The organism is Brevundimonas naejangsanensis DSM 23858 (assembly GCF_000421705.1).
GTDB classification, from domain to species: domain Bacteria; phylum Pseudomonadota; class Alphaproteobacteria; order Caulobacterales; family Caulobacteraceae; genus Brevundimonas; species Brevundimonas naejangsanensis.
In genome coordinates this window covers 45,773-57,908 of the sequence record NZ_ATXN01000004.1, presented here as the reverse complement: position 1 = coordinate 57,908, position 12,136 = coordinate 45,773, and the positions used below count along the sequence as shown (strand labels likewise).

13 protein-coding genes are annotated in these 12,136 nt (G+C 67.7%); 9 read left to right on the top strand and 4 right to left on the bottom strand.

The window, feature by feature from the left end; translation table 11 throughout:
• Positions 1-34: 34 nt before the first annotated feature.
• Positions 35-979 carry an alpha/beta fold hydrolase gene (locus H556_RS0109790; protein ID WP_024354247.1) on the bottom strand — a complete coding sequence of 315 codons (945 nt, stop codon included), beginning with the start codon at positions 977-979 and terminating at the stop codon, positions 35-37.
• A gap of 99 nt (positions 980-1,078) precedes the next feature.
• Here H556_RS0109790 and H556_RS0109785 point away from each other — a divergent pair, with 99 nt between their 5' ends.
• The 3 genes from H556_RS0109785 (at position 1,079) to H556_RS0109775 (ending at position 4,680) form a co-directional block, all read left to right on the top strand.
• Positions 1,079-2,194: an aromatic ring-hydroxylating oxygenase subunit alpha gene (locus tag H556_RS0109785; protein ID WP_024354246.1), complete on the top strand. Its 1,116-nt coding sequence runs from the start codon at positions 1,079-1,081 to the stop codon at positions 2,192-2,194.
• 61 nt (positions 2,195-2,255) lie between these two features.
• Positions 2,256-2,906, top strand: coding sequence for a DUF1345 domain-containing protein (locus tag H556_RS0109780; protein WP_024354245.1), 651 nt, complete (start codon positions 2,256-2,258; stop codon positions 2,904-2,906).
• Positions 2,907-3,201: 295 nt separating this feature from the next.
• Complete coding sequence (locus tag H556_RS0109775) at positions 3,202-4,680, top strand: DEAD/DEAH box helicase (protein WP_024354244.1); 1,479 nt, start codon at positions 3,202-3,204, stop codon at positions 4,678-4,680.
• Between the two features lie 80 nt (positions 4,681-4,760).
• Here H556_RS0109775 and H556_RS0109770 read toward each other — a convergent pair whose 3' ends face one another.
• On the bottom strand, positions 4,761-6,062 hold the full coding sequence (locus H556_RS0109770; RefSeq protein WP_024354243.1) for an OmpP1/FadL family transporter: 1,302 nt from the start codon (positions 6,060-6,062) through the stop codon (positions 4,761-4,763).
• A 184-nt stretch (positions 6,063-6,246) separates the two neighbouring features.
• Positions 6,247-7,017 carry a competence/damage-inducible protein A gene (locus H556_RS0109765; protein ID WP_024354242.1) on the bottom strand — a complete coding sequence of 257 codons (771 nt, stop codon included), beginning with the start codon at positions 7,015-7,017 and terminating at the stop codon, positions 6,247-6,249.
• Positions 7,018-7,168: 151 nt separating this feature from the next.
• Here H556_RS0109765 and map point away from each other — a divergent pair, with 151 nt between their 5' ends.
• The 5 genes from map to H556_RS0109740 are packed head-to-tail and all read left to right on the top strand — an operon-like array spanning position 7,169 to position 10,511.
• On the top strand, positions 7,169-7,990 hold the full coding sequence (gene map / locus H556_RS0109760) for a type I methionyl aminopeptidase (RefSeq protein WP_024354241.1): 822 nt from the start codon (positions 7,169-7,171) through the stop codon (positions 7,988-7,990).
• A 25-nt stretch (positions 7,991-8,015) separates the two neighbouring features.
• A complete protein-coding gene (gene radC, locus H556_RS0109755) occupies positions 8,016-8,759 on the top strand; it encodes a RadC family protein (protein WP_024354240.1) in 744 nt (247 codons plus the stop codon).
• Positions 8,756-9,322, top strand: coding sequence for a GNAT family N-acetyltransferase (locus tag H556_RS0109750; RefSeq protein WP_024354239.1), 567 nt, complete (start codon positions 8,756-8,758; stop codon positions 9,320-9,322). The genes radC and H556_RS0109750 overlap by 4 nt, the downstream gene beginning before the upstream one ends.
• A 55-nt stretch (positions 9,323-9,377) precedes the next feature.
• On the top strand, positions 9,378-9,620 hold the full coding sequence (locus H556_RS0109745) for a BolA family protein (protein ID WP_024354238.1): 243 nt from the start codon (positions 9,378-9,380) through the stop codon (positions 9,618-9,620).
• Positions 9,621-9,623: 3 nt separating this feature from the next.
• A complete protein-coding gene (locus H556_RS0109740; RefSeq protein WP_024354237.1) occupies positions 9,624-10,511 on the top strand; it encodes an aldo/keto reductase in 888 nt (295 codons plus the stop codon).
• Between the two features lie 6 nt (positions 10,512-10,517).
• Here H556_RS0109740 and cysQ read toward each other — a convergent pair whose 3' ends face one another.
• Positions 10,518-11,327 (bottom strand): 3'(2'),5'-bisphosphate nucleotidase CysQ, encoded by an 810-nt coding sequence (cysQ, locus tag H556_RS0109735; protein WP_024354236.1) that lies wholly within the window; start codon positions 11,325-11,327, stop codon positions 10,518-10,520.
• Between the two features lie 77 nt (positions 11,328-11,404).
• Between cysQ and chpT the strand changes: the two genes are divergently transcribed.
• On the top strand, positions 11,405-12,109 hold the full coding sequence (chpT, locus tag H556_RS0109730; protein ID WP_024354235.1) for a histidine phosphotransferase ChpT: 705 nt from the start codon (positions 11,405-11,407) through the stop codon (positions 12,107-12,109).
• The last annotated feature ends 27 nt before the right edge of the window (positions 12,110-12,136 follow it).

Below are 12,136 nucleotides of genomic sequence, written 5' to 3'. Positions count from 1 at the left end.
GCAGCGTGTGCGTCCTTTTCGCCGAAAGAATGGCTTAGCGCGCCAGGAAGGCGTCCAGTTCGCCGTAGAAGGCTTCCGGCTGGTCGAACATGATGAAGTGGGCGCTGTCGTCGATGCGTTTCAACCTGGCGCCGGGCAGGGTCGCGAACGACATCTGATAGATGGCGTCGGTGATCGCGTCGGTCATGCGGGCGTCGTTGAACTTGACGTAGAGCACCTCGGTCGGGGCGGTGATCTTGGCCAGTTCGGGTCGCAAGTCGGTCGTGACCAGTTCGCGGAAGGCGGCGGCCGAGACCTTCTGGTCGCTGTTGCGCATGTCTTCCAGCGCCTCTTCGCGGCGGCTCTCGGTGTTGATCATGCCGTTGATGGCGGGGGTGGCCTGGGCGACGTAGGCTTCCCGCGGGCTGGTCGACTGAGCGGTCCAGATCTGATCAGCGACGGGGGTCACGCTCTCGGCCGTCGCACCGGGCGCGCCGAACATGGCGCCCATGAAGGGGATCATGTCCACGACCATCAGCCGGCCGACCAGGTCGGGGTGACGGGCGGCCAGCATCATGCCCATGGTCCCGCCCATGGAGTGGCCGACGACGGCCGGCCTGTTCAGATGCTGCTCGCGGATGTAGCGGGCGATTTCCTCGGCCACGGGGGCGCCGACCGGCTGGGGCGCGTCGCCCTGCGCATTGGCTTGAGCCGCGGCACCCGCGAAACCGGCGACGTGGATGCGGTGGATGCGATAGCGCCCGTTCAGGTGATCGACCGTTCCCTGCCAGACGGCGGGCGAGGACGACAGGCCGGGGATCAGGATCAGGTCGGGCGCGCCCTCGGGCCCGTCGACCACCACGTTGAGGCGGTCGGAGGCGAAGGCGGCGTGCTGCGCGCTGTGGGCTGCGTGGTTGACGTGGCCGTCCTGAGCCAGGGCGGGGGCGGCGGTCAGCAACAGGGCGGCGGCCAAAAACACGGTGGAGGCGGTGCGGATCAAGGCGTCTCTCCCAAAGAGAATTTGAGACAGATTAATTCATCGGCTGAGGAAGGGAATGGCCTTTGGACGCCTGACCGTCCCTGCTGCTACAAGGCGGCCATGACCGCAGACGCCGCGCCCGCACCCTCTACTGCCCCCGAAGCGAAAGCTCCGCCCACTGCTTTCGGCAAGGGCTTCATCACCGACGCCTGGTATTTCGTCGCCCTGGCGCGCGACGTGCCGGTCGCCAGCCTGAAGCGCTATGAGATCATGGGCGAGCCGGTTCTGATCGGGCGAACCCGCGCGGGCGAGGTCTATGGGATGCGCGACATCTGCCCTCACCGCGCCGCGCCGCTGTCGGCCGGGCGGCTGGTCGAGAAGCCGGGCGAGGGCGAGACGATCGAATGCCCCTATCACGGCTGGCGCTTCCGGCCCGATGGGGTGTGCGCGGCCATCCCGTCGCTGGTCGAGGATCAGGCGTTCGAGGCCAACCGCATCAAGGTGCGGTCCTATCCGGTGCGCGAGAGCCAGGGCATGGTCTTCGTCTGGATGGCGGCCGACGCGCGCAATCCGTCCGAGCCGGATCAGGAACCGCCGCAGTTTCCCGGCGCCGTCGGCCAGCCGCGTCTGGTCGAGGCGATGGATTTCGACAGCCATATTGATCACGCTGTCGTCGGCCTGATGGACCCCGCGCATGGCCCTTACGTCCACCAGCAGTGGTGGTGGCGCTCCGAACATTCGATGCACGAGAAGGCCAAGACCTTCGCTCCGGTCGACTTCGGCTGGGCGATGGTGCGCCATGCGCCGTCCTCGAACAGCCGCCTCTACAAGGTGCTGGGCGGGGCGCCTGCGACCGAAATCACCTTCCGCCTGCCGGGCTATCGCTGGGAGCATATCCAGGTCGGCTCCAAGCAGGTGCTGGCCCTGACCTGCCTGACGCCGGTGAGCGAGATCAAGACCCGCATCACTCAGATCTTCTGGTCCGACCACTGGGTGTTCGGCATCGCCAAGCCCTTCCTGCGCATGGGGGTCGTCGCCTTCCTGAAGCAGGACGGCGGCATGGTGAACCTGCAGAACGAGGGGCTGAAATACGACCCGGCCCTGATCTGGATCGACGACGCCGACAAACAGGCCAAATGGTATCAGCAGCTGAAGCGCGAATGGCTGAAAAGCCGCGCCGAGGGCCGCGCCTTCGTCAATCCGATCAAGGAGACGGTGCTGCGCTGGAAGAGCTGACGGCTGAAGTCCGGCGGCGCAGCTCTGGCCGTTCCGTGCGGAACGGCGCAATCATGCCGTCATGAAATCGGTCGCGCGCCTCTTTCGTCTGCATTTCGCCCTGTGGTTGGGGTTGGCGGTAATGGCGGCCGCGAGCGCCGTTTCGCCCGTAGCATGGGGCTGGCCGGTGCGGCTGGCGGTCGCCTGGGACGCGGGCGTGGCGGCCTTTCTGCTGCTGACCTTCGTGCGGCTGAGCCGAACCCGATCGGTGGCGGAGATTCGCGCGCGGGCGGCGGAGCTGGATCAGGCAGGCGGGGCGGTGCTGCCGCTCAGCCTGTTGGCGGCGGGGGCCAGCGTCTTCGTCATCGTCTTCATGGCGGCGTCGGGCGGCAAGCCGACGGCGACGGCGGCGGTTCTGACCGTGGCCACCATCGCCCTGAGCTGGCTGTTCGTGCAGACCATTTTCACCCTGCATTACGCGCATGAATTCTATGCGCCCGCCGAAGCCGACGATGGCGACCGACAGGGCCTGATGTTTCCGGGAGAGGAAGACGCCGACTATTGGGACTTCCTGCACTTCGCCCTGATCATCGGCGTGGCGAACCAGACGGCCGACGTGCAGATCTCCAGCCAGCGCCTGCGCCGCATCGCCACCGTCCACAGCATCGTGGCCTGGCTGTTCAACACGGTGATCCTGGCCCTGGCCGTCAATCTGGCGGTCAATCTGTTGTAGCTTTCGCCGCGTTCGCCTTGACTTGGCCGCTATTGAGGCCCATCTGCGCTGCATCGCACAATGCGGTGACCGGCGCGTTCCAGCGCGTGTTTGGGCTTCCCTGACCGGAAGGCCTGTCTGTCGAGCGGCCGGATCATTCGATTTCATACGTCGTCCATACACGCGGGGCGGCGCCCGTTCCCCGCCCGATTTCGGGCAGGCGACGTGCGCCCTTTTGTGAAGGTCTGGTTCGTCCAGACGCGCGCGCCGCCGTTCGTGAAAGACAGACGTGAGCGACACTCTTACTTTTGAATCCATGGGCCTGAACAAGGCTCTTCTGACCGCCCTAGCCGCGACCGGCTATGAGAAGCCGACGCCGATCCAGGCCAAGTCCATCCCCGACGTGATGAAGGGCAAGGACCTGCTGGGCATCGCCCAGACCGGCACCGGCAAGACCGCGGCCTTCGCCCTGCCCATCCTGCACCGCCTGGCCGAAAACCGCGTGGCGCCCAAGCCGCGCACCACTCGCGCCCTGATCCTGAGCCCGACGCGCGAACTGGCGACCCAGATCGCCGACAGCTTCAAGCAATACGGCGCCCACCTGGGCTTCCGCGTAGCCGTCATCTTCGGCGGCGTGAAATACGGCCCGCAGGAACGCGCCCTGCAACAGGGTCTGGACGTCCTGGTCGCCGCGCCGGGCCGCCTTCTGGACCACATCCAGCAGAAGACGCTGGACCTGTCGCAGACGGAAATCTTCGTCCTGGACGAGGCCGACCAGATGCTGGACCTGGGCTTCATCAAGCCGATCCGCCAGATCGTCAGCCGCATCCCGGCCAAGCGCCAGAACCTGTTCTTCTCGGCCACCATGCCGTCGGAGATCGGCAAGCTGGCGGGCGAACTGCTGAAGGACCCGGTCAAGGTGCAGGTCACGCCGCAGGCCACCACGGTCGAGCGAATCAAACAGTCGGTGATCTGGGTCGAACAGGGCAAGAAGCGCGCCCTGCTGACCGAGCTGTTCTCGGACCCCGCCTATACGCGCTGCCTGGTCTTCACCAAGACCAAGCACGGCGCCGACAAGGTCGCAGCCTATCTGGAGGCCGGCGGCGTCGAGGCCGGGGCTATCCACGGCAACAAGAGCCAGCCGCAACGCGAGCGCGCGCTTGAAGCCTTCAAGAACGGCAAGCTGCGCGTTCTGGTCGCCACCGACATCGCCGCACGCGGCATCGACGTGGACAAGGTCACCCACGTGGTGAACTTCGAGCTGCCTTATGTGCCGGAAGCCTATGTCCACCGCATCGGCCGCACGGCCCGCGCGGGCAAGGACGGCACCGCCATCAGCTTCGTCGCCGGCGACGAGATGAAGCTGCTGAAGGATATCGAGAAGGTTACGCGCCAGAAGATTCCCGCGATCGACCGCCGCAACGATAAGGCCCTGGCCCAGCTGGACGCCTCCATCATGTCGGCGGGCGTGGCCAAGAAGGCGACCCTGCCCGAACGTGAAGGCCGCTCGGACGGCGAGGGCCGGGGCGGACGTGGCCGCGGCGGGCGCAACCCGCATCGCGAAGGCGTCAAGCAGGAGGGCGGCGGTCAGCCGCACCGCCAGCGTCGTGGCCGCAACGGCGCGCCTGCGGCCGAACGCCCGGCGGTCGCCTATGATCCGATGGCGGGCGACCGCGCCCGGTCGTCGGTGCGCGCCGCCCCTGCGGCCGAGCCCAAGCCGGTCGGCGAACTGCAGCGTCGTCCGCGCCGTCGCCGCCCGTCGAACGGCGGCAAGGGCCATAGCGCCCAGGCTTGATCGCTACGATCAATGCAGAATGAAAAAACGGCGGCTCCTTTGCGGGAGCCGCCGTTTCCATATCCGCCGTCAGGCGAGGATCAGAAGGCCCAGCGGGCGCCGATCGAGGCCACCAGGGCCGAGCCTTCGGCCTCGCCGCGCAGGTGCGAGGTCACGGCTGCCGGGGTGCCGGCGTAGAAGGCGCGGTCGTCGTGGATCGTCGAGTCGCTGAAGGCGATGTAGGTCAGGCCCGCGTCGAAGGTGACGCCCTCGGTCACCTTGGTCGAGCCGCCGACCGAGAACAGCCAGCGGTCGGCGTCGGGGATGCGGGCCGTGCGCAGGCTGTCGCGGGTCGGGGTCGGGTCGTAGCCGACGCCGGCGCGCAGGGTGGTCTTGTCGCTGATGGCGTAGTCCAGGCCGATGGCGCCGGTGGTGACGTCCTTGTAGTTCTGATGGATGACGTCGCCGCCGTTCGGATACTCGACGGTGATGGCCTGGAACTCGGACCAGCCGATGCGGTTGACCTGGGCGTTCAGCGTCAGCTTGTCGTTGACGGCGTAACGCACCGAGGCCGAGGCGAACCACGGCGTGTTGAAGCTGGCCGTACCGCTGGTCGTGACGCTGTTGGGCGCCAGCGGGCCGGTCAGGACGATGGCCACGTCGCCGTCCAGTTCGTGCTCGATCTTGGAGCGGTAGGACAGGCCGAAGTCCCAGGGGCCCTTGTGGACCTGGGCCCCGACGTTCCAGCCGAAGTCCCAGCCGTCGCCTTCCAGCGAGGAGGAGCCGTCCGGCAGCAGGGGCGAGACCGACGGCATGGCCGAGGTCAGCTTGGCCTTGACGTATTGCGCGTTCAGCCCGGCGCCGACGTCCAGCCAGTCGTTGACCTGATAGGCCAGGGTCAGGCTGGCGTCGCCCGAGCGCAGCTCCGAGGTCAGGGCGTCATAGCGGGCGAAGGAGCCCTGCTCGTACTTGGTGGTGAAGTTGTACGGGGCCGCCACCGAGACACCCAGTGCGAAGCGATCGCCGATCGGTGTGGCGAAGGCGAAGTTCGGCACCAGGCCGCTTTCGATCGGGTCGACCTCGGTGTTGCGCGGGTTGACCACCGGCACGTCCACGCCGCCCGGATAGGTGACGTAAGAGCCGGTGTTGCGCACCTCGGAATCGATCTTGATGGCGTGCAGGCCGAGGGAGAGTTCGCGACCGCTGCGGGCGATCGAGGCGGGGTTCCACCACAGCGAGCCGACGCCGCGATCGGCGGCCTCGCCGGAGAAGGCGCGTCCGGCGCCGCGCACGGACTGTTCCTGCAGATAGAAGGAGCCTGCGAAGGCCGGGGCCGCCACGCCCGTCATCAGGACGGTGGTCAGAGCCAGGCCGCCGAGGCGGGCCATGTTCCTGGGGGTCATTTACGCTTCACCTATGTCGTGGGCCGACCATTGAAAAAAGGCGGACGGCCTTGGTTCGGGGAGAGCCGCCACGCTGTTCACCACAGCGTCCGTGTCATGAAAGCGTTGCGTCCAAGGCTGGTGTCGGACGGCTTCCCGGCAAAAGCGTGGCGCAAAAGGCGCGCAATTTCACACCTTGGTGAGGTTACGTAGCGGCAATTATGATGCCCGAAGAACGCAGTTCGGCAGATAAATCATGTTCCGCTGCGTCAACTTCAGCTTGATCTCGACCTCGGATCACCAGCTGGGTTCCGACCTCGTCGGCGGTATGTCCGCTGCTGAAGCCGAAGGGATAGGAGCCGAAGGACAGGTGGGGGCGCGCCTCGGCGGCGGCGCGCAGGATGTCGGCCACGGCGCCCTCGCCGACACCGGTGACGCGAAGGGCGCGGCTGTGCACCGGGGCGCCGGTCTTCAGGCGCGGGGCCACGTCGTCCAGCATGGCCTCCATGATCTTGGGCACGCCCGCCATGACGAAGACATTGTCGACCTGAAAGCCCGGCGCGTCGCTGACGGGATTGGCGATCAGGACGCCGCCTTCGGGCACGCGGGCCATGCGGCGCCGGGCGGCGTTGAACTCTCCGGGCGCATAGCGGCGCTCGAGGATGGCGAGCGCCTCAGGGTGTTCATTCACCGGCACGCCGAAGGCGGCGCCGACCGCATCGGCGGTGATGTCGTCATGGGTCGGGCCGATGCCGCCGGTGGTGAAGACATAGTCGTGTGCTGCGCGCAGGGCGTTCAGGGCCGCGACGATCTGGTCCTGACGGTCGCCGACCACCCGCGCCTCCATCAGGTCGACCCTCAGCGGCGCCAGGAAGCGGGCCAGGGTGTTCAGATTGGTGTCGCGGGTGCGGCCCGACAGGATTTCGTCGCCGATGATCAGGACGGCGGCGGTGGGAGAGGGCTGGGGCTGGGACATGGCGCCTAGATAGGAAACGAGGGCCCTTGCGTCAGCGGCGAACCCTGACGGGCTTGAGGTTTTGTGCTAGTCTGACCATCTGAAGTTCTGAAAGTCGTTTCTTCGCCCGATCCGCCTGATTGCGGAGCGCGCGCCTCCCCGAAAGCCGAGCATGTACGAGACCCCTGACCTGGAAACCGACGTCTTCGTCCGCAGCCACGAGATTCGCATCTATGACGCGGAAGGGTTCGAGGGCATGCGCAAGGCGGGCCGTCTGGTCGCCGAGGCGCTGGACATGATCGGCGAGCACGTGAAGCCGGGCGTGACCACGGGCGAGCTGGACGATCTGGTGCGCGAGTTCACCCTGGACAACGGCGGCACGCCCGCCTGCCTGGGCTACAAGGGCTATACCAAGACGGTCTGCACCTCGATCAACCACGTCGTCTGCCACGGCATTCCCGGCGACAAGGTCCTGAAGGAAGGCGACATCGTCAACATCGACCACACGGTCATTGTCGACGGTTGGCACGGCGATTCGAGCCGCATGTATCCGGTCGGCGAGATCAACGCCCGCGCCAAGCGGTTGATCGACGTCACCTATGAGTCGCTGGACCTGGGTCTGGCCCAGATCAAGCCGGGGAACACCTTCGGCGACATCGGCTACGCCATCCAGAAGTTCGTCGAGGCCCAGCGCATGAGCGTGGTGCGCGACTTCTGCGGCCACGGCATCGGCCGGGTCTTCCACGACAGCCCCAACGTTCTGCACTACGGCCGTCGCGGCGAGGGCGCGGTGCTGAAGCCGGGCATGTTCTTCACGGTCGAGCCGATGGTGAACCTGGGCAAGCCTGCGGTGAAGGTGCTGTCGGACGGCTGGACCGCCGTGACCCGCGATAAATCGCTGTCGTCGCAATGCGAACACTCGATCGGCGTGACCGAGGACGGGCTGGAAATCTTCACCGCCTCGCCCAAGGGCCTGTTCCGCCCGAAATTCTGAGCTAGTCTCCCCTCGGGGGGGGCTGATGCTCGATCAACCGCCAGAAAAATCGCCGGAACCACCGAAGGCCAGGCCGCACCACGCCGGGCATCGCGAGCGGCTGCGCGAACGCGCACGCACGGCGGGCATTCATCATCTGCCGGACTATGAGCTGCTGGAGCTGTTCCTGTTCCGCAGTCAGCCGCAGGGCGACGTCAAGCCGGTGGCCAAGGCCCTGCTGACCCGGTTCGGCTCGTTGGCGGCGGTGCTGGCGGCCTCGGTTGAGGATCTGATGACGGTCAAGGCCGAGGACTCGCGCGGTCGGGCCAAGGGGGTGGGCGCCGAGACGGCGCTGGACCTGGCGGCCCTGCATGAGGTCTCCCGCCGGGTGGCCAAGGAGGAGGCGAACCGGCGCACCGTCATCTCGTCATGGACGGCGTTGCTTGCCTATGTGCGGCTGTCGCTGCAGCACGAACCGCGCGAGCAGTTCCGCGTCCTCTATCTCGACAAGAAGAACCAGCTGATCCTCGACGAAATCCAGAACCGGGGCACGGTCGATCACGCCCCTGTCTATCCGCGCGAGGTGGTGCGTCGGGCGCTGGAGCTGTCGGCCAGCGCCATGATCATCGTCCACAACCACCCCTCGGGCGATCCGACGCCCAGCCGGGCGGACATCGACATGACCAAACAGGTGATCGAGGCGGCCCGCGCCCTCAGCCTTACCGTCCATGACCATCTGATCGTCGGCCGCGAAGGCGTGGCCAGCTTTAAGCAACTGGGACTGATGTGACCGTTCTTTCGACCGAGCGTTTGACGCTGACGCCCGTCGCCGTGGGCGACATGGATGACCTGACCGCCCTGTGGGCCGACGCCGGCTTCACCCGCCACATCATGGGGCGCGGCCTGTCGGAGGAGGAGGTCTGGTTCCGCCTGCTGCGCGATGTCGGCCACTGGCAGGTCAAGGGCTACGGCAACTGGTCGATCCGCGAGACGGCGACGGGAGCCTATGTCGGCAGCGTCGGCGTGTTGGACTATCGTCGCGACATGGCGCCGCCGTTCGACGCGCCGGAGCTGGGCTGGGGCGTGGCGCCGGCCTTTCAGGGGCGCAGCATGGCGCGCGAGGCCCTGCAGGCGGCGCTGGGCTGGACCGACCAGCACAGATCGGAGCCGCGCACCGTCTGCATGATCTCGCCCGACAACGCTGCCTCCATCCGACTGGCCGAACGGGTCGGCTACCGCCCCTATGGTCATGCCGACTACAAGGGCTCGGTCGTCACCCTGTTCGAGCGGCCCAAAGGCGGGCTGGTCGAGGCGGTCGGAGGGGCGGCTGACAGGACCGGCGGGGCCGGGTAAGCTTTACATTCTCGGGCCGGTTCGCCGGCCCGTCGCCTTCCGGAGTGCTTTCATCATGCCCATGTCCGCCGACGATCTTCGCGCCCATCTGACCGAGGCTTTCCCCGACGCGGACATCGCCATCGAGGATCTGGCCGGCGACGGCGACCACTATCGCGCCCGCATCGTGTCAGAGGCGTTTCGCGGTCTGAACCGGGTGCGTCAGCACCAACTGGTCTACGCCGCCCTGAAGGGCAAGATGGGCGGCGAACTGCACGCCCTGGCGCTGGAGACCTCCGCCCCGGCCGAGGCGGGCTGATCGATGCGCTATCGCCCCTTCGGAACATCGGGGGCGGCCGTCTCCAACCTGACTTTATGCCTGGGGGCGGATGTGACGGCGCGCGGCGCGGCGCATGTGCGTCAGATGATCTTCGCGGGCCTGGAGGCGGGCATCAACGCCTACCATTTCGACAGCGTCGACCCGGCGCTGTTGCAGGCGGCGGGCGAGGCCCTGGGCCATGTCGAGCGGCGTCTGATCATCGCCAGCGTGAACCTGGGCGCCGGGCGCGATTTTTCGCCGATCAGCCTGGGGCGAGAGATCGAGCAGGGGCTGCACGCCTCGGGGCTGGGTTGGTTCGATCTGGCCGTGCTGGACCGGCCGGGCGAGAATGAACTGCCGCAGGCCGCGCTGACGGCGCTGAAGACGATCCGCAAGGCGGGCCATGTGCGGATGCTGGGCGTGGCGGGCGATGAAGAGGTGAGCGACCTCTATGTTTCGACCGGGGCGTTCGACGCCCTGTTCACCCCCTTCCACGCCAATATCGAATGGCGGGTGCGCGCCCGGATGCGGGCCGCGCTGGAGCGGCAGATGAACCTGTTCGTCTACGGTTATTTTCCCGACAGCCTGTCGACCGAACGCAAGGCGGCGGAAGCCGGGGCGCCCAGAAAGCGCGGCCTGTTCGGCCTGGGCGGGCGGGGACCGGCGGAAGAAGCGCAGCGCGGCTCCTTCGCCTTCCTGCATCAGACGCGGGGCTGGACCGCCGAGGCTATCTGCCTGGCCTACGCCCTGACCGATCCGGGCGTGTCCAGCGCCCTGATCCGCCCGCGCGACCGCGCGGAGCTGGAGGCGCTGGCGGCGACGCCGGAGCGCGACCTGCCCGCAGGTCTGTCGGCTCAGATCGAGATGGCCCGCGTCGACGCCCAGGTCTGAGGCGCTTCAGGCGCCGATGGCCGAGAAGGGGCCGTTCAGGAAGCCGGGCTTGCCATAGGCCAGAGGGCGGCCGTCCTCGGCCAGGACGCGGCCGCCGGCCGCCTCCAGCACCGCCTGACCCGCAGCGGTGTCCCATTCGCAGGTCGGGCCGGTGCGGGGATAGGCGTCGTAGCGACCCTCGGCGATCAGGCAGAATTTCAACGAGGAATCCATGCCCTGCCACAGACGGCAGCCGTTGCGTCCGGCCAGGCGCTCGGCGTCCTCGTCGCTGATGCTATGGCTGACCAGGGCGGTTGCGTCCTGCGGGCGTTCGCGCACCCGCGCCGGTTTCCAGGCTTCTCCAAAGGCGCGGCGCTGGGCCCCTTCGCCCCGCGCGACCGAGCGCCAGGTCAGGGCCAGGGCGGGCGCCGTCACCACGCCCGCGACCGGGGCGTCGGCTCGCACCAAGGCGATGTTGACGGTGTAGCTCTCGCGGCCCTGGATGAAGCCCTTGGTGCCGTCCAGCGGATCGATCAGCCAGAACCACTCGCCGACCGAGGGGGGCAGGCCGTCGGCGGCGGCGGCCTCTTCGGCGACAGCCTGAACCTGGGGCCAGCGGGCGGTCAGACGTTCAAGGATCAGCGCCTCGGCGGCGCGGTCGGCGGCGGTGACGGGGCTGTCATCGGCCTTGATCTCGGCCGTCGTCCCGGCGCGCCAGTAGGGCAGGATCAGCTGGGCCGCCTCTTCGGCGATGTCGGCCAGGGCTTCGGTCAGCCGTCCCGAGACGAGGTCGTCTTCAAGTTCGGCGAAGGCGGAGGGGGAGGCGGGGACGGTCATGCCGCACCCGATAACCCATGCGGCCGGTTTCAAGAACCGGCAAATCAGGCCACCTTGGCCTTAACCTTTTGCAAACCATGCCGCCGAACGCCGTGTCCGACCTGACTTCATCGCCTTCCATCGCCGACCTGCCTGTCGCCAGTCTGCCTGTCGATGGGGCCGAACTGGCCGCCTTCATCGCCGCCAAGCTGTGCCATGACTTCATCAGCCCGGCGGGCGCGGTCATGTCGGGGCTGGACCTGTTGGACGACCCGAGCGCTCAGGACATGCGCGATGATGCGCTGGGGCTGATCCGGCAGAGCGCGGCCAAGATGGTGGCCCTGGTCCATTTCGCCCGCGTGGCCTTTGGCGCGGCCACCTCCAGCGAACAGTTTTCCGGCACTGAACTGCACGGCCTGCTGACCGGCCTGACCGATGGCGGGCGGGCGACGCTGGATTGGCGCGTCGGCGAGGAGACCTTTACCAAGCTTCAGGCGCGCGCCCTGCTGAACCTGGCCTATCTGACGGTCGGCGCCCTGCCGATGGGCGGAGCGGCCACGGTCGCCGTGCGGCGCGAAGGCGGCCAGCTGATCCTGATCGGCTCGGCCGAAGGCGCGCGGGCGCGGCTCAAGGCAGAGGCCCTGACCGGACTGAAGGGCGAACGTCTGACGGAGGGTCTGGCCGGGCAGTGGATTCAGCCCTACTGGCTGTGGCTGACGGCCTGCGACGCCGGAGGGCGGCTGGAGACCACGGTCGAGGACGGCCGCGTCGCCTTGATCGTCCGCCTGCCTCTGGCGGACTGAGCCAACCTTCCGTTAACCGGCGTCAGA

Excerpts from the sequence above, each read along its gene's own strand:
- map (WP_024354241.1), top strand. The coding sequence starts at position 7,169 with ATGTACGAGACCCCTGACCTGGAAACCGACGTCTTCGTCCGCAGCCAC.
- H556_RS0109745 (WP_024354238.1), top strand. The coding sequence starts at position 9,378 with ATGCCCATGTCCGCCGACGATCTTCGCGCCCATCTGACCGAGGCTTTC.
- chpT (WP_024354235.1), top strand. The coding sequence starts at position 11,405 with ATGCCGCCGAACGCCGTGTCCGACCTGACTTCATCGCCTTCCATCGCC.
- H556_RS0109765 (WP_024354242.1), bottom strand. The coding sequence starts at position 7,017 with ATGTCCCAGCCCCAGCCCTCTCCCACCGCCGCCGTCCTGATCATCGGC.
- H556_RS0109740 (WP_024354237.1), top strand. The coding sequence starts at position 9,624 with ATGCGCTATCGCCCCTTCGGAACATCGGGGGCGGCCGTCTCCAACCTG.
- H556_RS0109775 (WP_024354244.1), top strand. The coding sequence starts at position 3,202 with ATGGGCCTGAACAAGGCTCTTCTGACCGCCCTAGCCGCGACCGGCTAT.
- H556_RS0109780 (WP_024354245.1), top strand. The coding sequence starts at position 2,256 with ATGAAATCGGTCGCGCGCCTCTTTCGTCTGCATTTCGCCCTGTGGTTG.
- radC (WP_024354240.1), top strand. The coding sequence starts at position 8,016 with ATGCTCGATCAACCGCCAGAAAAATCGCCGGAACCACCGAAGGCCAGG.
- H556_RS0109770 (WP_024354243.1), bottom strand. The coding sequence starts at position 6,062 with ATGACCCCCAGGAACATGGCCCGCCTCGGCGGCCTGGCTCTGACCACC.
- H556_RS0109785 (WP_024354246.1), top strand. The coding sequence starts at position 1,079 with ATGACCGCAGACGCCGCGCCCGCACCCTCTACTGCCCCCGAAGCGAAA.
- cysQ (WP_024354236.1), bottom strand. The coding sequence starts at position 11,327 with ATGACCGTCCCCGCCTCCCCCTCCGCCTTCGCCGAACTTGAAGACGAC.